Consider the following 17599-nt stretch of genomic DNA (forward strand, 5'->3'; position numbering starts at 1 on the left):
ACCGAGGTGTTTATGCAAACCTTGCAGACTTCTACCCCCGCACGCCTGTGTTACCTGCACCTGGCGAGCAAAGCGCCCCAGCAACAAGTTGATTTCTATCGGCGCCTGCTGGACATGAACTGCCTGGCGCAGGCAGACGGCAGTTGGCTGCTCCAAGGCCCGCAACGGGCCATGCTAATCTCGCCCGCCGACCACAGCGGCCTGCTCGCGGCCGCGTACGACCTGGGCAGCCAAGCGCGCTTGAGTGAACTGCGCACGCGCCTGGTGAGCAAGGGCTGTAGCGTCGAAGCGCTCGACTCGCCACTGCTGGAAGCCGGCGCCTTTCAAATCCGCGACCCCCAGGGCCGGCAAACCGTGTTTGGCGTGTCTCTTGGCGCCGTCGCCACCGACCGCAAGGGCATGCCGGGCCGCCTGCAGCATGTGGTGTTCCAGACCACGGAGCTGGAAGCGATGATCGACTTCTACGTCAACACGGTGGGGTTCACGGTCTCGGACAATGTTGTCGATGAGCAGAGCAGCCAGCTCACGACCTGCTTCCTGCGTTCAGACGACGAGCACCACTCGCTGGCGTTTTTCCGCGGTTCGAAAAACGAATGGGATCATCACTGTTACGAAACCAACGAGTGGAATGACATTCGCGACTGGGGCGACCGTTTCGCCAAGGAGCGGATTACATTGTTCTTTGGCCCAGGTCGCCACGGTCCGGGCAATAACCTGTTCTTCATGGTGGTCGATGCCGATCGCAATCGCCTGGAGTTCTCGGCGGAGCTGGAAATCACCGAAGCCAGCCGCGCGCCAGGCGTCTGGCCCCAAGAGGAATACACCCTCAACTCCTGGGGACGCGCCTGGATACGCAGCTGAAAAGACACACTTCAAAGGGTCTGCCCTCACCTACCCTCAATCAACGCGGCTACCTGCCTAAGGTAAGACAATGACAATTCCAACCTTCGCGACCTACGCCATCAGCGGCGACCAATACATCAACGGCACCTGGCGCACAGGTCGTTCGACACGACGCCTGGATGACCGTAACCCGTTCAACGGCGAACGCTTGCTGGAGATGCCGCTGGCCTCGGTGGTTGACCTGGATGACGCCTACCAGGCGGCCCAGCGCGCACAGACCGACTGGGCAGCGCTGCACCCGACCCAGCGCAGTGCGCAGCTGGAAAAACTCGCTCAGGTCATCCAGGACCGCAGCGAAGAAATCATCGACTGGCTGATCCGTGAGTCCGGCAGTACCCGTATCAAGGCAGGGATGGAATGGCAGTTCACCCTCAACCTGGTTCGCGAGTGCGCAACGCTGCCGATGCAGGTTGAGGGGCGAATCCTGAGCAGTTACAAGCCTGGCGAACAGAGCTTCGTGTTTCGCGAGCCGCTGGGCGTGGTCGGTGTCATCAGCCCCTGGAACTTTCCACTGTACCTGAGCATGCGCTCGGTGGTGCCGGCCCTGGCGCTGGGCAATACCGTGGTGCTCAAGCCCGCCAGTGACACGGCGGTCACCGGAGGCCTGCTGATTGCGCACCTGTTCGAAGAAGCCGGGTTCCCCGCGGGTGCGCTGAATGTGGTGGTCGGCGCGGGCTCGGAGATTGGTGATGCATTCGTCGAGCACCCGATACCAAGCCTGATCTCCTTCACCGGTTCCACCGACGTGGGCCGCAATGTCGGACGCATCGCCATCGGCGGTAAGCACATCAAGCGCGTGGCGCTGGAACTGGGCGGCAACGCACCGCTGGTGGTCCTGGACGATGCGGACATCGAGATCGCGGCGCATGCCGCCGTGGTCGGGCGCTTCCTGCATCAGGGCCAGATCTGCATGAGCGTCAACCGCGTCATTGTCGATCGTTCGCTGTATGCCGACTTCGCGGCGCTGGTGGTGGAGCGCGTGCTCAACCTCAAGACCGGTGACCCGGCCAAGCCCGATACGGTGATCGGGCCGGTGGTCAACCAGAGTCAGCTCGATGGCCTGCTGGGGAAGATCGACGCAGCCGAGCGTGCCGGTCTCAAGCAACTGTGTGGTGGCCAGGCGCAAGGGCTCGTGCTGCCAGCCCATGTCTTCGGCGAAGTGGGCCCCGAGCAGGCATTGGCCCGCGATGAAACCTTCGGCCCGTTATTGCCATTGATGATTGCACACAATCAGGCCCACGCCCTGGAGTTGGCCAATGCAAGCGAGTACGGTCTATCCAGTGCCGTGTTCACCCGGGACATGGCGCGCGGCCTGAGTTTTGCGCGTGGCATCGTGGCGGGCATGACCCATATCAACGACATCACCGTCGACGACCAACCCAATGCACCGTTCGGTGGCGAGAAGAACTCCGGCCTAGGGCGCTTCAACGGTCACTATGCCTTGGATGAGTTTACCCGGGCCCATTGGGTCACCTGGCAAGCGGGGAGCCATCGCTACCCGTTCTGATCGCATGCCAGAATCGGGCAAGGCGCCCTCCTTGCCCCTTCAGCCATAACAAAAAGACAGAAGGCGAAACCAATGAACAACCTAGCCTGTGTGTCCACCGATCAGGTCGTTCGCTCTGACCGGCTGATGAAGTGGAAAGAGTTCATGAGCGATCACCTGGGCCGCACGCCTGAGTATATAAAGCGCCTGGAAGCCACCCATATCGACCCGTTGCACAACGGTAACTTCCAGGGGCGGCTGGAATATGGCGACCTGGGCCAGCTGCGTTTCTGCCGCATGACCGCCAGTGCCCATCGCTATTCACGCCACTTGAGCAAAGCACTCGATGTCGTCGACACGCCGCGCATGTTGATCCTGCAAGTTGCCGGTGTCAGCCACTTCGAGCAAGGGCAGCAAAGCAGTACCGTCGCACCGGACGAAATGCTCCTGGTCGATTGTGGCAAGCCCTTCAGCGTAACCAGTACCCAGGGGTGCGAACACTTTATCCTGCTGTTCCAAGGCGCCGCCGGGCAACTGACACAGACCGGCGACATGCACTTGAGTGGCCGCAACGGGCTGGGGCGCATGCTGATGCACCTGATCAGCGACGCTTACCATCAATACCCCTTGCTCAACAGCCAGTCGGCCGGGCTGATCGGCGACAGCATCGCCGGGTTGCTCAACAATGCCTTGAAGAACAAGCAAGATGAAAAGCAACTGGACCACGACTTCCGGTTCTTCAAACAGAATCGCCTCAAGGCCTATATTGAGCGCCACCTGGCGGACCGCGACCTCAGCATTGAGCGCATCGCCAATGCTGAACAGTGCTCGGTGCGCAGCTTGCACCGGGCCTTTCAGGATGAATTGGGCTGCAGCGTCAGCGAGTATATCTGGCAGCGTCGGTTGTCCCGATGCGCCGAGGACCTGCGCAACCGCGAACAGGCCCATCGCTCACTCACCGAGATCGCCTATGCCTGGGGCTATGGCAGCAGTTCACATTTCAGCCGGCACTTCAAATCGACATTCGGTATGTCACCACGACTGTTCCGGGAAACGGCCAGCGACAACCGCACTCAATCGCCAGCCGTTTGAGCGCGAAGCCTCTCAATTGCGGCGCAAAAGGGTATTCGGCGCAACGCCAAAGGCCTTGCGAAAGGCATGGCTGAAGTGGGAGAAGTCGGAAAACCCGAAGTCCAGCGCCGCCTGGGACACGCTGCGCACCTGACCGCGCTCGATCGCTTCACGGCTCGCATTCAGGCGCTCTTTCCAGATCTCGGCAACGGGGGTCTTCTGGTATCGCGCGAACGCGCGCGTGACAGTTCGCGTGGACACATTATGAGCCTGCGCGATGACGTCAATGGATAGGTCCGGCTCGGTCAAGTGCCGTTGGATGTACTGCATGATACGACCGTAGAGGTCGAGTTCCTGATGGGTTGTCTTCAGGTCCTGGAGTTCCAGGCTTATCACCAGCAGGTCGATCAATGCGCCGGAATAACGATTCGAGATGTGCTCATCCTGCAACGACATCGGCGAGCTCGCGGCCTGACGCAACATTTCACGCAAGGGCACGACGCCGGGGCGGCGGTCGTCGAGGACCATCGCCGTGTAATCGGCGATTCGTGGCAGACGCTCAATCAGTAAGGCTCGCGGAATACGGACCAAGTGGTTTTCGGTACCACCGAAACTGAATCGAAACGCCTGTGTTGCGTCATAAAGAAACAGATTTCCAGCTGCCAGGCTGGCTTTTCTTCCTCCTTGCTCAATTTGCCCATGGCCATTTCGGGAGAAGCCCAACCATAAATCTTCAGCCGGGCCGCTGCGCAGGTGACGCTCTGAGCGCTCCCAGTAATGCAGCGGCGAAGACAGCGAACAGATGTCCAGGTCGCCGAGCGTATTGATCGCGAGCGCGCCATCAAAACTGCTCTGGGACAAGGGTTTGCTGTCTGCTGCCAGGCAATGGCGGCACACCACTTCCTTCCAGTAATCAAAGCGACGGGGGGCCGACACTGCAAGGGTCGAATACTGCGTGCTCGGGTTCATGTCACTGACCTCGACATCAATGCAAAAGGCGCTCGATAAGGTGTAACTTGCGGTCAACTGTCCCCCATCAAAAGCAATTTGCAGGCCAAACACCGCTGCAGGCCGTCCAGTCACACTGCCGTGCGATGCCCCTCGCAACGCGCCTCAGGCCGCAGGCGGTTGCCTGTGCCGTTATCCCCATTTAGAGGCACAGCCCGTCACGCGGTCGGCCCAAGTGCACCAACGCGGACCACGGCGCAACGTCAGTTTCTGCCGTGTCTTTTCCAACCAAACGGTTGTCCCGTCGAACAAAGCGCCCCCTCGCCACCCAGCCTAATTTCCACCTCACAGCAGCTCATACCCCGCTGATGAGGCACGCCATGTATCGACACTATTCACAACGACGGGCTGATTCCTCCTGGTTTCTGCAGAGGCGCGACCTGGTCCCTGAAGAGTCGGCGTATTGGTTGATTGAATGGGGAGCCATGACGCTGCTGCACCGACGGCAAGTCGTCAAACGCGACCTGCCGCCGAAGCGCTGATGCCCACCCGTAGGCCTGAACGAAAATAACGAGGAGCTCACCATGGAATCTGCAATCGACACACATCTCAAATGCCCACGCACCCTGTCACGCCGGGTGCCCGACGAATATCAACCGCCGTTCCCGATGTGGGTCGCGCGCGCTGACGAGCAACTGGAACAAGTGGTGATGGCTTACCTCGGCGTGCAATATCGCGGCGACGCCCAGCGCGAGGCCGCGTTGCAGTCAATGCGCCACATCGTCGGCAGTTTCAGTCTGGCCGATGGCCCGCAGACCCATGACTTGACCCACCACACCGACAGCAGTGGGTTTGATAATTTGATTGTGGTCGGGTACTGGAAAGACCCTGCCGCCCACTGTCGCTGGTTGCGCTCACCCCAGGTAAATGACTGGTGGAATTCGCCGGATCGGCTCAGTGACGGCCTGGGCTATTTCCGCGAAATCACCGCCCCACGCGCCGAGCAGTTCGAAACCTTGTACGCCTTCCAGGAAAACTTGCCCGGTGTCGGCGCGGTCATGGATAGCACCAGTGGCGAGATCGAGGAACACGGTTACTGGGGCTCGATGCGCGACCGCTTCCCGATCTCCCAGACGGACTGGATGAAACCTACCAGTGAGCTGAAAGTGGTCGCGGGTGACCCTGCCAAGGGTGGGCGGGTCGTGGTCATGGGGCATGACAACCTCACGCTGATCCGTTCAGGCCAGGACTGGGCGGATGCCGAGGCGGACGAACGCTCGCTGTACCTGGATGAAATTTTGCCGACCTTGCAGGACGGCATGGACTTCCTGCGTGACAACGGCCAACCCCTGGGCTGCTACAGCAACAGGTTTGTGCGCAATATCGATATCGACGGTAACTTTCTCGACGTGAGCTACAACATCGGTCACTGGCGCTCGGTGGAAAAACTCGAACGCTGGGCAGAGTCGCACCCTACCCACCTGCGTATTTTCGTGACGTTCTTCCGTGTGGCCGCGGGTTTGAAAAAGTTACGGCTGTACCACGAAGTGTCGGTGTCAGACGCCAAGAGCCAGGTATTCGAGTACATCAACTGTCACTCGCAGACCGGCATGTTGCGCGACGCGCTGTCGCCAACCGCCTGAGTGCCGTCGGCACTTCTCCCCCATTTCCTACTTCCTTGCCACCCTCCCCGGGTGGCGTGGTTTCCTGTGCGAGGAATAAAAAAATGAACAAGATCCGCCTGCTGACACTTTCCACCCTGTTGCCCGCACTTCACGCGAACGCCGGTGAAGTAGCCCCTGGCGACTATGAGCAATACCCGGTCGGCGCGACCATCGGTGCGATTTATTACCAGCACTCCACCACGGACTCGGCTTACGCCAACGGGCACAAGGTCAGCTCCGACTACAGGTTGAGCTCAGACGTCGGCATTCTGCGTCTGCTCCACGTCTACGCACTCAGCGACACAGTCACCATCGACCCGCAATTCCTGCTGCCCTTCGGGCACGTCTCCAGTGGCGGTGACGCCTCGACGCTGGGCAGTACCCGCGGCGTCGGCGACTTGATCCTGACCGCGCCGGTCAAGTGGCGGCTCAACGAAGCCCGCGACACCCTCAGTATCGCCCCCTATCTGTATGTACCCACTGGCACTTATGACAAGGATGACGCGCTCAATATCGGTGAGAACCGCTGGAAGTTCGAACTGCAGAGTGCCTACGTCAAGCACTTCACAGAAAGATGGGCAATGGACTTGGTCGGCGGCGCAACCTGGTATGGCGACAACACCGACTATGGCGCAAATGCTGACCGTCTGAAGCAAGACGTTTCCTATGCAGCACAGATCATGGGGCGTTACATGCCTGACGCTACCACAGCGTTTGGTATCGGCTTCGGGCGCACCTGGGGAGGTGAGACCAACGTCGAGCACGTCAATCAGGATAACGAGTTGGGTACAACCAACTTCCGCCTGACAGCGACCAAATTCGTCACCCCCCAAGACCAGATCCAACTGCAGTTGGGCAAGGATCTGTCAGTGGACAACGGCGCCAAGGAAGACTTCCGCATGAACCTGCGCTACGCCCGCGTATTTTGACGCAAGCGTCCACCGGACAGCGGCCCCAGCCCTCTGTTGCCTTGGCGCAGGGCTGTCCGGCTCAGCCAAGTCGCTGTCTTTTTCAACCAAGCCTTCGACTGGAGGCGCGGACTATCTTGAGCACCAGGCCCACTGACCTTGATGAGCATGCAGTGCTCTTCGGCCACAGACGATAAGGACAGCCCCACCATGGCAATCGTTCGCCCCACCCTTGAGCAGTTATTGGATATCGCCAGCCGCCTGCACATGCAGCTCAGCCCCGAGCATGCGCGGGAATACTTGCCGCTTATGCAGGCGAGCTTTGACGCCTACGACCTGATTGACGAGTTGCCCGATTTCATTCCACCGGTACGTTACGAACGCAGCTCGGGCTATCGTCCATCGGCTGCACACAACCCACTCAACGCCTGGTACGTGCGAACGGAAGTCAGCGGTGCCCGTGACGGCAAACTGGCGGGTAAAACGGTCGCACTCAAAGACAACATTTCACTGGCTGGCGTGCCCATGATGAATGGTGCCAAGCCACTGGAAGGCCACGTTCCATCGTTCGACGCCACTGTGGTCACTCGGTTACTGGACGCGGGCGCAACCATCCTCGGCAAGGCGACGTGCGAGCATTACTGCCTGTCAGGTGGCAGTCACACTTCCGATCCCGCACCGGTTCACAACCCTTATCGCCATGGGTTTGCCTCGGGTGGATCGTCTTCCGGCAGCGCGGCGCTGGTCGCCGCGGGCGAGGTCGACCTCGCAGTCGGCGGTGACCAGGGCGGATCGATCCGGATTCCTTCCGCATTCTGCGGCACTTACGGGATGAAACCTACGCACGGTCTGGTGCCTTACACCGGGATCATGGCCATCGAAGCGACCATCGATCATGCCGGCCCCATCACCGCCAATGTGAGAGACAACGCCTTGATGCTGGAGGTCATGGCCGGCGCGGACGGGCTTGATCCCCGGCAAGCCGCGCCCCAGGTCGACACGTACAGCGATTACCTGGCACGCGGTGTGAGCGGTCTGAAGATTGGCGTCCTGCGCGAAGGCTTCGAATTGGCCAACCAGGATCCACGCGTTGCGTCGTCGGTCCGCAATGCCATCGCACGGTTTTCGCAACTGGGCGCGCAGGTCGAGGAGGTGTCGGTGCCTGAGCACGCGATCGCCGGGGCGCTGTGGCACCCCATCGGCTGTGAGGGTCTGACGATGCAGATGATGCACGGCAATGGGGCGGGTTTTAACTGGAAAGGACTGTATGACGTGGGCTTGCTGGACAAGCAAGCCGGATGGCGCGATCAGGCGGATGACCTGTCCGCCTCTCTCAAGCTGTGCATGTTCGTCGGCCAATACGGTGTCGAGCGCTACAACGGGCGTTTCTACGCCAAGGCGCAAAACCTCCGGCGCCTGGCTCGTTCGGCCTATGACGCGGCCTTGGCGCGCTATGACCTGCTGGTGATGCCTACCGTCCCGATCATTGCCCAGCCGCACCCGGAACCGGATTGCTCGATCACTGAGTACGTGGCGCGAGCACTGGAAATGATCGGCAATGCCTCCGCCCAGGACATCACGGGCCACCCGGCGATGTCGATCCCCTGCGGTCTGGTAGACGGTCTGCCTGTCGGGCTCATGTTGGTGGGCAAGCACTATGCCGAAGGCACGATTTATCAGGCTGCCGCAGCGTTCGAGGCGGCTGTCGACTGGAAAAACTGTTAGCCGGCCCCCCGCAGCGCAAAAAAGACCAAGCCGCCAGGCGCTGCCTAGACGCTCAATGATGAGGAATAAACCGATGACCACTCCTGAGAGAAACACATCAACACCGGGCGAACGAGCACAAGCGTTACTGCAAGTGCTCAAGCAGAAGGACCTGATCCCCGACGGTTACATCGAGCACATGACGCAACTGATGGCCCACGAATGGAGCCCGGAAAATGGTGCGCGGGTTGTGGCCAAGGCCTGGGTAGACCCGCAGTTTCGTGAACTGTTGCTAAGGGATGGCACCGCAGCGTGTGCCCAGTTTGGCTACACCGGCCCGCAGGGTGAATACATTGTTGCCCTGGAAGACACGCCCACTCTGAAAAACGTGATTGTGTGCAGCCTCTGCTCCTGCACCAATTGGCCCGTCCTCGGCTTGCCACCGGAGTGGTACAAGGGCTTCGAATTTCGTGCCCGGCTGGTGCGCGAAGGGCGCACTGTCCTGCGGGAATTGGGCACGCAACTGCCGGACGACGTCACCATCAAGGTGTGGGACACCAGCGCCGAAAGCCGCTATCTGGTGCTGCCTGTACGGCCGCAAGGGAGCGAGTCCATGGATGAAGAGGCGCTTCGAAAATTGATCACCAAGGATGTCCTTATCGGCGTGGCGCTACCGCACGTCGCGTAACCGGGGCGCTTTGTTTCTTTCACTTTTCAGAGGTATTCACAATGGATGGTTTTCACGATCTCGGTGGTTTTCAGGGCTTTGGCAAGGTCCCTCACACCATCAATAGTCTGGACTACAAACAGGTATTCAAGCAGGACTGGGAACACCTGGCCTACAGCTTGATGTTTATCGGTGCCGATCACTTGAAAAAGTTCAGCGTGGACGAAGTGCGCCACGCCGTAGAACGCCTGGATGTCCGCCAACATGTCGGCACTCAGTACTACGAACGCTATGTCATTGCGACCGCCACCCTGCTGGTCGAAACAGGCGTCATCACCCAGGCAGAACTCGATCAGGCCTTGGGCTCCCCCTTCAAGCTGGCGAACCCCGCTCATGCTGAAGGTCGCCCGGCGATCACCGGTCGACCGCATTTTGAGGTGGGCGACCGGGTCGTCGTGCGAGACGAGTACGTGGCCGGGCATACCCGCATGCCAGCCTATGTGCGTGGCAAGGCAGGCGTGGTGCTGCACCGCACATCAGAGCAGTGGCCCTTCCCGGACGCGATTGGCCATGGCGACGTGAGCGCGGCGCACCAGCCGACCTACCATGTCGAGTTTCGCGTAAAGGATCTCTGGGGTGATGCGGCAGACGATGGGCTGGTGGTGGTCGATCTTTTCGAAAGCTACCTGGACCACGCCGATGTCGCTCAAGCGGTGAAAGCATGATTGACGGCGCCCTGACAGGCCGACTGCCGGTGACGGTGCTTTCCGGCTTCCTCGGCGCCGGCAAAACCACCCTGCTCAACCATATCCTGCGCAATCGCGAAGGCCTCAGGGTGGCGGTCATCGTTAATGACATGAGCGAGGTCAACATTGATGCCCAGGAGGTGCAGCGCGATGTGTCACTGCACCGTGGCAGCGATGAGTTGATCGAGATGAGCAACGGCTGCATTTGCTGCACGCTGCGCGCCGATTTGCTTGAGCAGATCAGTGCGCTGGCGCGCCAGCAGCGTTTCGATTACCTGCTCATTGAGTCCACCGGGATCTCTGAGCCGATGCCGGTCGCGGAGACGTTCGCCTTCCTGGACGCCGAAGGCTTCAGCCTCAGCGAGTTGGCACGGCTCGATACCTTGGTGACAGTGGTCGATGGCAGCCGTTTCCAGGCGCTGCTTGAGTCACCGGACACCGTGCCCCGCGACGACGCACAGGAGGACACGCCCCAGCGCCCTCTAACCGACCTTCTGATCGAGCAAGTGGAGTATGCCAACGTCATTCTTGTCAACAAAATGGACTTGATCGATGAGCCTGGCTACCAGGCCTTGCACGGAATCCTCGCAGGCCTTAACCCGTCCGCGCGGATCGAGCCAATGACTCAGGGTAACGTTGAGCTATCCCACATCCTCGGCACCCATCTGTTTGATTTACCCAGCCTTGCGGCGTCGCCGGGCTGGATGAAGACAATGGAGGCCAGCGACGCACCGGCCTCCGAGTCGGATACCTATGGCGTGACGTCCTGGGTGTACCGCGAGCGCGCCCCTTTTCATCCGCAGCGATTGTTCGATTTCCTCCTGCGACCCTGGTGCAACGGGCGCCTGTTGCGCAGCAAAGGTTACTTTTGGTTGGCCAGCCGCCACCTTGAAATCGGCCTGCTGGTGCAAAGCGGCAAGCAGTTCCAGTGGGACTATGTCGGGCGCTGGTGGACCTTCATTGAGCCGTCGCAATGGCCACGGGATGAATATCGGTTGCAAAGCATCATGGCCAAGTGGGACAGCATTGTCGGGGATTGCCGGCAGGAATGGGTCTTCATCGGCCAGGACCTGGATACCCATAGGTTGCAACACGAGCTCGACAACTGCCTGCTGAGTGCTCAGGAAATCGCCGCAGGCCCGTCGGCCTGGCAAACCCTGCCGGGAGCGACAGACTTTGACACCCGGGCCTTGTCGGCATGCCCGTCCCCCCTCTTGCAGGCGGATCCCCTTTGAACGAGGTAGAGGTGCTCCATGCTTTTTTTCAGCAGAACCACCCGTTGGGTACTGGCGCCGCTCGCCGAGAGGCTGGAGCAGCCAGACCAGCCGAGCATGCCGTTATCATCGAACAACCCGTTATTGCGGCGCATTCTGTCAGGCGTCGATCAATTGCTACAGGAGCGGCGTGCCTTGGAGGAGCAAGCACGTGCACTGACATTGAAAGTCAGCCAATTGGACGAACGTCTGGCCTGCCGCGACAAGCATTTGCGTCATGTGGAGACGCGCTGGGCACTGATCACCCAGGGTGCAGATGAACTGTTCTGGACACTGGATCTGGCTGCAACCGCCGCCCCCGGGCCGGAGTGCGCAATGGAGTGGTCGGGGTCGGCGTCAATCCAGGCCCAAGGTATTGATCAGCTCGGCCGTTGGAGCGAACAGTTACACCCCGCTGACCGGCAACCGCACCTGGAAGCGCTTGCCCGGCATCTTGCCGATCGCAGTGGGCGGACGCCCTTTGCGCTCGATGTGCGCCTGAAGTCCGCATCAGGCAGTGACTATCGCTGGTGCAGGGTCAGCGGTAACGCAAGTCGTGATCCTCAAGGCGTACCTCTCGCCATCGGTGGAACCCTTCGTGACATTCACGAACAACACCTGCACAACGAGACACTTGAACTGGCGGCCACACGTTTCGACATTTCCCGGGAAATGCTGCACGACGGGCTCTGGGACATCGAGGTTGTGGCCGGCGACCCTGCGAACCCGAAAAATACCATCTGGTGGTCGTCGCAAATGCGCCGACTGCTGGGGTGCAGCACGGTTGAAGAGTTCCCCAATACCCTGGAAAGCTGGACCTCGCGCCTGCATCCCGACGACAGCGAACGGGCGATCGCAGCGTTTGTTGCCCACGTTGAAGACCGCAGCGGCAAAACACCGTTTGATGTGGATTACCGACTCAAACATAAAAGTGGCACTTACCGCTGGTTCCGCGGCCGGGGGCAAACGCGCCGCGCATCGGACGGCTCCCCGCAGCGAGTGGTGGGTGCCATTACCGATATCCATGCCCACCATGAAGAAAGCACGATGCGTGAGGCGCAGGCGGAACAACATCGCGTGATGCAGGAAACGCTCAGCAAGTTGACGCACATTGTCGCCACCATCCAGGGCATTGCCAGCCAAACCAACCTGCTGGCCTTGAACGCCGCCATTGAGGCGGCGCGCGCAGGCGAGGCCGGGCGCGGGTTTGCCGTGGTCGCTGATGAAGTCCGCAAGCTGGCCACTCGGACCAGCCAGGCCACACAGCAAGCGGCCGAAATGATGGACAGCTAGCCACATCAAAGCGCGCGCACTGGGCGTGTGCACACCGAACATCTACCAACAATAACAATCAGGTACGTTATGCGTGATTACGACTCGGCAGTGACCTCTTTCAATTATCGACAACTGGCCACCCAGGACTTGCACGGCGAGCTGGCGGCCATGAACGCCTGCATCGAATGCTGCGACCGGCACGCCCTGGGTGATGCCGTGGCGTTGTACTGCGAAACGCCGGATGGCCGCGCCACGCACCACACGTTCAGCGAACTGCAGGCCCACGCTGCGCGCTTCGGCAACTTTTTGCGCGAGCAAGGGGTCAAGCCGGGAGAGCGTGTAGCGGGCCTGATGCCACGCACGGTTGAACTGTTGATTGCCATTTTGGGGACCTGGCGCATCGGCGCGGTCTACCAACCGCTCTTCACCGCATTCGGCCCCAAGGCAATCGAGCAGCGATTGGGTTGCTCCGAGGCGCGCTGGATTGTGACCGATGCCCATAATCGCCCCAAGTTGGACGACGTCATTGACTGCCCACGCATCATCGTGACCGGCGCAGGCCCACGCAACCCGGACGATTACGACTTCTGGACCGTTCTGGATCGCCAACAGGCCGATTGTGTACCCGAGTTGCTGGACGCCAGTGCGCCGTTCCTGCTGATGTGTACGTCAGGCACCACAGGGCCGGCCAAGCCGTTGGAGGTGCCCTTAAGCGCCATTCTGGCCTTCAAGGGCTATATGCGTGATTCGATTGACCTGCGAGAGGACGACCATTTCTGGAACCTCGCCGACCCCGGATGGGCCTATGGTTTGTATTACGCGGTGACCGGCCCGCTGGCATGTGGCCGTGCCACGCTGTTCTATGACGGCCCGTTCGCGGTGGACAGTACCTGCCGGATCATTGCCAAGTATGCGATCACCAACCTGGCCGGCTCGCCGACCGCCTACCGCCTGCTGATCGCGGCGGGGGCTGCGTTCGCCGACACCGTGCGTGGTCGCCTGCGTGTCATCAGCAGTGCCGGCGAGCCGCTGAACCCGCAGGTCATCCGTTGGTTTGCCGACGAACTCGGCGTGGTCATCCACGACCATTATGGCCAGACTGAAATCGGCATGGTGCTGTGCAACCACCACGGCCTGCGTCACCCGGTACGTGAGGGTTCAGCTGGTTATGCGGTTCCGGGGTACCGGATTGTCGTGCTGGATGATGCTCATCGGGAACTGCCGCCGGGCCGGCCAGGCGTGCTGGCGGTGGATCGCGAGCGGTCGCCCCTGTGTTGGTTCGAGGGCTACTTCGGAATGCCCACCCAGGCTTTTGTCGACCGTTATTATTTGAGCGGCGATATCGTGGAGTTGAATGACGACGGCAGCATCAGCTTCGTGGGCCGTAACGACGACGTGATCACTACCTCCGGCTATCGCGTCGGACCTTTCGATGTGGAAAGTGCGCTGATCGAACACCCTGCGGTGGTTGAAGCCGCCGTGATTGGCAAACCGGACCCGCAACGCACCGAGTTGATCAAGGCGTTCGTCGTACTGAACAGTCAAAGCCTGCCAAGCACCGAGTTGGCGGAAGTCCTGCGCCTGCATGTCCGGCAACGCCTGGCCGCGCACGCGTACCCGAGGGAAATCGAGTTCGTCGAACACCTGCCCAAAACACCCAGTGGCAAATTGCAGCGGTTCATTCTGCGCAACCAGGAAATCGCGAAGCAGCAGGCGTTCGACACATGACTCAAGGCTACGGCCGTCGGGTGTGGCTGCGTGTGCGCAACACAGCGTGCGCACTGTGCTAAGCCGCTCTGAATTCCAGCGCAGAGCCCTGGAGTTGTTCCAGCAGCGCAGTTTCAGTCAGGTCAGCATGCGTGAACTGGCGGCGCATATCGGCATCACTCCGGGGGCGATTTATCACCATGTAGAAAGCAAGGAAGCACTGCTTTTCGAGTGGCTGATGGAGCTGTATCAGACGTTGTTGTCGCACGTTGAGCTGATCAAAAAACGAAGATTAACGCCCGCGCAACGTCTGACAAAACTGATCGAAGGCCACCTTCGATTGCATGAACACATGGCCGGGCAGTTTAAGTTGGCCGTCATGGACACCGGCTGCCTGAACGCGCCGATGGAAGAAAGTGTACGGCGATTGAGGGAGGCTTATGAGTCGGAAATACTGAGCTTGGTCGGGCAGCTATGCCATCAGCCTGGTGGCCCCTTGCGCGAAGGCGCACTGCAGGCAATCGTGCCCATGCTGAACAGCCTGCCTGCATGGCTGAGCCCCAGGATGGAGAAAGCCCAGCGTCGGGTCATCGCCCAGGCCATCGTCAATGCTGTCGTCCAGGCGATAAAGGCCCTGCCTTGAACCAGGTAGCGCCTGGGCGCCTGATGATCAGGCCGTCGCCCTGATTCAAAGGTCCTCAGATGCTCAGGAGTTCGGCCACGGGAAAACGATGGGTGGTCTTCATTTCTCGCAGTGACAGGTTCGACCGGATACTCAATACACCCGGCAGCTTCCTCAGCACTTTTTCAACGAATCGGCTGTAGCTGTCCAAATCTCTCGCGACCACTTGAAGTAAAAAATCCGCCTCGCCCGTTGTGTTGTGACAACTGAGTACCTGCGGCGCCGACGCTATGATTTTCTCAAACTTTTCCGTGGCTTCTTCACTGTGATCACTGCAGGAAATCTGCACGAAAGCCATCACCCCCAGGCCCAGTTTTCTGCGATTCAGGATGGCTTGATACCCCTCGATCACGCCGCACTCCTCCAGGCGTTTCTGTTTACGCCAACACGATGCTTCACTGAGGGAAAGTTGCTCCGCCAACTTGACATTCGAGAGTCGCCCATCTCGCTGCAGTCGCTCCGATATCGCAATATCCACCTTATCCAAACGCTCAAACATGGTTGATCCTTTCAATTATGTGCCGGATAACGGAGATTAATTTCATTTATCGCCCACTATCAACTGGAATCTGAAAAGCAATTTCAAGGCATTCGCACATAATGGATCAGCGTTGATTCGAGCCGCCCCGCGCAAGAAATCGAACGAATACAACGTCGTGTCTATCCGAGCAGAGGTGATTTTCATGAAAGCAGTTGTCTACGAAGCCTTTTCCCAACCGCCGCGCTTGATGAACGTCGAAGACCCGACGCCGGAGCGTCACGGCGTGGTCGTACAGGTGCGGGGCACCGGCGTCTGCCGCAGCGACTGGCACGGCTGGAAGGGGCATGATCCGGACATCCAACTGCCGCATGTTCCCGGGCATGAGCTTGCCGGCATCGTGACGGAAGTTGGCAGGGACATCACCCGGTGGAAGGTCGGCGACCGTGTAACGGTGCCCTTTGTCGGCGGGTGTGGCGCGTGTCCCGAGTGCAACAGCGGTAACCAGCAAGTCTGCAATACGCAGTTTCAACCGGGCTTCACTCATTGGGGGTCGTTTGCGCAATTCGTCGGTATACACCAGGCCGACCTGAACCTCGTCGCACTCCCGCAGAACATGGACTTCGCCACTGCTGCGAGCCTGGGCTGCCGCTTCGCCACGTCATTCCGCGCCGTCGTTGACCAAGGCAAGGTCAGCGCCGGACAGTGGGTCGCGGTGCATGGCTGCGGAGGTGTGGGCCTGTCCGCCGTGATGATCGCCCAGGCCCTTGGCGCGAATGTCATCGCCATCGATATTTCGCCGGAAAAACTCGAACTGGCACGCACGCTCGGCGCCGTTGCCACCCTGAACGCACACAGCGTGGCGGACGTCACCGAAGCCGTGCTGGAAATCACCCAGGGGGGCGCCCACGTATCGCTGGACGCATTGGGCCATCCCACCACCTGCTTCAACTCCATCAACAACCTGCGCCGTCGAGGCAAGCACGTCCAGGTAGGCCTGATGCTCGCCGACCACGCACAGCCGGCGATCCCCATGAGCAAGGTCATCGCGCACGAGCTTGAGATCTACGGCAGCCACGGCATGCAAGCACATCGTTATGACGCCATGATCCAGATGATCACCAGCGGAAAACTGGCACCGGAAAAACTCGTGGGTAAAACCATCAGCCTGGAGCAGTCCATCGACGCGTTGATGAACATGGATCGTTTCGAGACCGCTGGCGTAACCGTCGTGACCGAATTTTAGATCGCACAGGACGCAGCCGTACAACCGGCAGTGCTGGAGTAAGCGCAACGTTAGTGTTGCGTTCCAACTGGAGAGTGACGAACGATATTGATCTTCTGTGCCGAGCGGGTTGGGGAAGAGCACGCAGGGGCGCCGGTCAGAAGTCATCCTTTACGTTTGCGCCGTTGATCTTGAACGCTCGGTTTTGCAGATAGGCACTGCGAATAAACGTGTATTTATCGCCCGTCATGAGCTTTTCAGATGCCAGATATTGAGCACGCCCGTCGATCACGCCCACGCTGTACAGGCTATTACGCGTAGGCACGTCGCCCATGTAGCGAACCGGATTGGCGTAGGCATCGGGAAGGATGGCCGGTGCATCGCGCAGTGTGCTGGGCCCCAGGAACGGCAGCACCAGGTAAGGCCCGCTATTGACCCCCCAGTAACCGAGGGTTTGCCCGAAATCCTCGTCACTGCGCTGCAGCCCCATGGGGGTCGCGACGTCGATCAACCCCACCAGGCCAATCGTGCTGTTGAGCAAAAAGCGGCTTGTGTCGACGCCAGCGCTGTGGAACTTCACCTGGAGGACATCGTTAGCCAGGTTTTTGACCTCCCCGAGGTTGTTGAACACATTATGAATGCCGTCCTGGACAACACCGGGCGTGATGAGTTGATAGCCCTGGGCGAGGGGTTTCAGTGCATAGGTATCCAGTACGTCATTGAATGCGAAGATCGGTCGGTTAACACCTTCCCATGGGTCCGCGTCGGAATTCGCAAGACACAGCGGTGACATCATGATGAAACAGGCGCAGCCCAGCACCTGGACGCAACCGCTTAAAGTGGAACGAAAAGCACACATGTTGATTCCCCGTTGAATGAACT

The 17599-nt window shown here is 59.9% G+C and carries 15 protein-coding genes and 2 pseudogenes; 14 read left to right on the forward strand and 3 right to left on the reverse strand.

Annotation, left to right across the window (positions count from 1 at the left end):
* Positions 1-12 precede the first annotated feature (12 nt).
* The 3 genes from AB4N92_RS02225 to AB4N92_RS02235 all read left to right on the forward strand — a co-directional run bounded on the left by AB4N92_RS02225 (position 13) and on the right by AB4N92_RS02235 (position 3481).
* On the forward strand, positions 13-861 hold the full coding sequence (locus AB4N92_RS02225) for a VOC family protein (RefSeq protein WP_021491099.1): 849 nt from the start codon (positions 13-15) through the stop codon (positions 859-861).
* A gap of 70 nt (positions 862-931) precedes the next feature.
* A complete protein-coding gene (locus AB4N92_RS02230) occupies positions 932-2410 on the forward strand; it encodes an aldehyde dehydrogenase family protein (protein ID WP_010209156.1) in 1479 nt (492 codons plus the stop codon).
* Between the two features lie 72 nt (positions 2411-2482).
* Positions 2483-3481 (forward strand): helix-turn-helix domain-containing protein, encoded by a 999-nt coding sequence (locus tag AB4N92_RS02235; protein WP_010209154.1) that lies wholly within the window; start codon positions 2483-2485, stop codon positions 3479-3481.
* A gap of 12 nt (positions 3482-3493) precedes the next feature.
* On the opposite strand, the gene AB4N92_RS02240 is transcribed toward AB4N92_RS02235, so the two are convergent.
* Positions 3494-4429: an AraC-like ligand-binding domain-containing protein gene (locus AB4N92_RS02240; protein WP_042571987.1), complete on the reverse strand. Its 936-nt coding sequence runs from the start codon at positions 4427-4429 to the stop codon at positions 3494-3496.
* Positions 4430-4992: 563 nt separating this feature from the next.
* Between AB4N92_RS02240 and oxdA the strand changes: the two genes are divergently transcribed.
* From oxdA to AB4N92_RS02290, 10 genes and pseudogenes are all read left to right on the forward strand, one after another.
* On the forward strand, positions 4993-6051 hold the full coding sequence (gene oxdA, locus AB4N92_RS02245) for an aliphatic aldoxime dehydratase (protein WP_010209150.1): 1059 nt from the start codon (positions 4993-4995) through the stop codon (positions 6049-6051).
* Positions 6052-6134: 83 nt separating this feature from the next.
* The gene (locus tag AB4N92_RS02250) at positions 6135-7001 is read left to right on the forward strand and encodes a transporter (RefSeq protein WP_010209148.1); all 867 of its coding nucleotides are present in this window, start codon (positions 6135-6137) and stop codon (positions 6999-7001) included.
* A 189-nt stretch (positions 7002-7190) separates the two neighbouring features.
* Positions 7191-8705, forward strand: a complete 1515-nt coding sequence (locus tag AB4N92_RS02255) for an amidase (RefSeq protein WP_010209147.1) — start codon at positions 7191-7193, stop codon at positions 8703-8705.
* A 73-nt stretch (positions 8706-8778) separates the two neighbouring features.
* Positions 8779-9372, forward strand: a complete 594-nt coding sequence (gene nthA / locus AB4N92_RS02260) for a nitrile hydratase subunit alpha (protein ID WP_029529092.1) — start codon at positions 8779-8781, stop codon at positions 9370-9372.
* Positions 9373-9413: 41 nt separating this feature from the next.
* Positions 9414-10076: a nitrile hydratase subunit beta gene (gene nthB / locus AB4N92_RS02265; protein WP_010209144.1), complete on the forward strand. Its 663-nt coding sequence runs from the start codon at positions 9414-9416 to the stop codon at positions 10074-10076.
* Entirely contained in the window at positions 10073-11332 is a 1260-nt protein-coding gene (locus tag AB4N92_RS02270; RefSeq protein ID WP_010209143.1) for a GTP-binding protein, read from the forward strand. The genes nthB and AB4N92_RS02270 overlap by 4 nt, the downstream gene beginning before the upstream one ends.
* A 354-nt stretch (positions 11333-11686) precedes the next feature.
* Positions 11687-12301: pseudogene (locus AB4N92_RS02275) on the forward strand (PAS domain-containing protein); the annotation flags it as partial.
* Between the two features lie 126 nt (positions 12302-12427).
* A pseudogene (locus AB4N92_RS02280) lies at positions 12428-12619 on the forward strand (methyl-accepting chemotaxis protein); the annotation flags it as partial.
* A 93-nt stretch (positions 12620-12712) separates the two neighbouring features.
* Positions 12713-14353, forward strand: a complete 1641-nt coding sequence (locus AB4N92_RS02285; RefSeq protein ID WP_010209141.1) for an AMP-binding protein — start codon at positions 12713-12715, stop codon at positions 14351-14353.
* 46 nt (positions 14354-14399) lie between these two features.
* Positions 14400-14975: a TetR/AcrR family transcriptional regulator gene (locus AB4N92_RS02290; RefSeq protein ID WP_085989253.1), complete on the forward strand. Its 576-nt coding sequence runs from the start codon at positions 14400-14402 to the stop codon at positions 14973-14975.
* A 55-nt stretch (positions 14976-15030) separates the two neighbouring features.
* Here the strand turns inward: AB4N92_RS02290 and AB4N92_RS02295 are convergent, their stop codons facing one another.
* Positions 15031-15513 carry an Lrp/AsnC family transcriptional regulator gene (locus tag AB4N92_RS02295; RefSeq protein WP_010209139.1) on the reverse strand — a complete coding sequence of 161 codons (483 nt, stop codon included), beginning with the start codon at positions 15511-15513 and terminating at the stop codon, positions 15031-15033.
* Between the two features lie 184 nt (positions 15514-15697).
* On the opposite strand from AB4N92_RS02295, the gene AB4N92_RS02300 reads away from it, so the two are divergent.
* Positions 15698-16738 (forward strand): zinc-dependent alcohol dehydrogenase family protein, encoded by a 1041-nt coding sequence (locus AB4N92_RS02300; protein ID WP_010209137.1) that lies wholly within the window; start codon positions 15698-15700, stop codon positions 16736-16738.
* Between the two features lie 136 nt (positions 16739-16874).
* Here the strand turns inward: AB4N92_RS02300 and AB4N92_RS02305 are convergent, their stop codons facing one another.
* Positions 16875-17576 (reverse strand): MlaA family lipoprotein, encoded by a 702-nt coding sequence (locus AB4N92_RS02305; RefSeq protein ID WP_050544792.1) that lies wholly within the window; start codon positions 17574-17576, stop codon positions 16875-16877.
* Positions 17577-17599: the final 23 nt, after the last annotated feature.

Source organism: Pseudomonas sp. S3_A09 (assembly GCF_054668065.1).

Excerpts from the sequence above, each read along its gene's own strand:
- AB4N92_RS02225 (WP_021491099.1), top strand. The coding sequence starts at position 13 with ATGCAAACCTTGCAGACTTCTACCCCCGCACGCCTGTGTTACCTGCAC.
- AB4N92_RS02230 (WP_010209156.1), top strand. The coding sequence starts at position 932 with ATGACAATTCCAACCTTCGCGACCTACGCCATCAGCGGCGACCAATAC.
- AB4N92_RS02235 (WP_010209154.1), top strand. The coding sequence starts at position 2,483 with ATGAACAACCTAGCCTGTGTGTCCACCGATCAGGTCGTTCGCTCTGAC.
- AB4N92_RS02240 (WP_042571987.1), bottom strand. The coding sequence starts at position 4,429 with ATGAACCCGAGCACGCAGTATTCGACCCTTGCAGTGTCGGCCCCCCGT.
- oxdA (WP_010209150.1), top strand. The coding sequence starts at position 4,993 with ATGGAATCTGCAATCGACACACATCTCAAATGCCCACGCACCCTGTCA.
- AB4N92_RS02250 (WP_010209148.1), top strand. The coding sequence starts at position 6,135 with ATGAACAAGATCCGCCTGCTGACACTTTCCACCCTGTTGCCCGCACTT.
- AB4N92_RS02255 (WP_010209147.1), top strand. The coding sequence starts at position 7,191 with ATGGCAATCGTTCGCCCCACCCTTGAGCAGTTATTGGATATCGCCAGC.
- nthA (WP_029529092.1), top strand. The coding sequence starts at position 8,779 with ATGACCACTCCTGAGAGAAACACATCAACACCGGGCGAACGAGCACAA.
- nthB (WP_010209144.1), top strand. The coding sequence starts at position 9,414 with ATGGATGGTTTTCACGATCTCGGTGGTTTTCAGGGCTTTGGCAAGGTC.
- AB4N92_RS02270 (WP_010209143.1), top strand. The coding sequence starts at position 10,073 with ATGATTGACGGCGCCCTGACAGGCCGACTGCCGGTGACGGTGCTTTCC.
- AB4N92_RS02285 (WP_010209141.1), top strand. The coding sequence starts at position 12,713 with ATGCGTGATTACGACTCGGCAGTGACCTCTTTCAATTATCGACAACTG.
- AB4N92_RS02295 (WP_010209139.1), bottom strand. The coding sequence starts at position 15,513 with ATGTTTGAGCGTTTGGATAAGGTGGATATTGCGATATCGGAGCGACTG.
- AB4N92_RS02300 (WP_010209137.1), top strand. The coding sequence starts at position 15,698 with ATGAAAGCAGTTGTCTACGAAGCCTTTTCCCAACCGCCGCGCTTGATG.
- AB4N92_RS02305 (WP_050544792.1), bottom strand. The coding sequence starts at position 17,576 with ATGTGTGCTTTTCGTTCCACTTTAAGCGGTTGCGTCCAGGTGCTGGGC.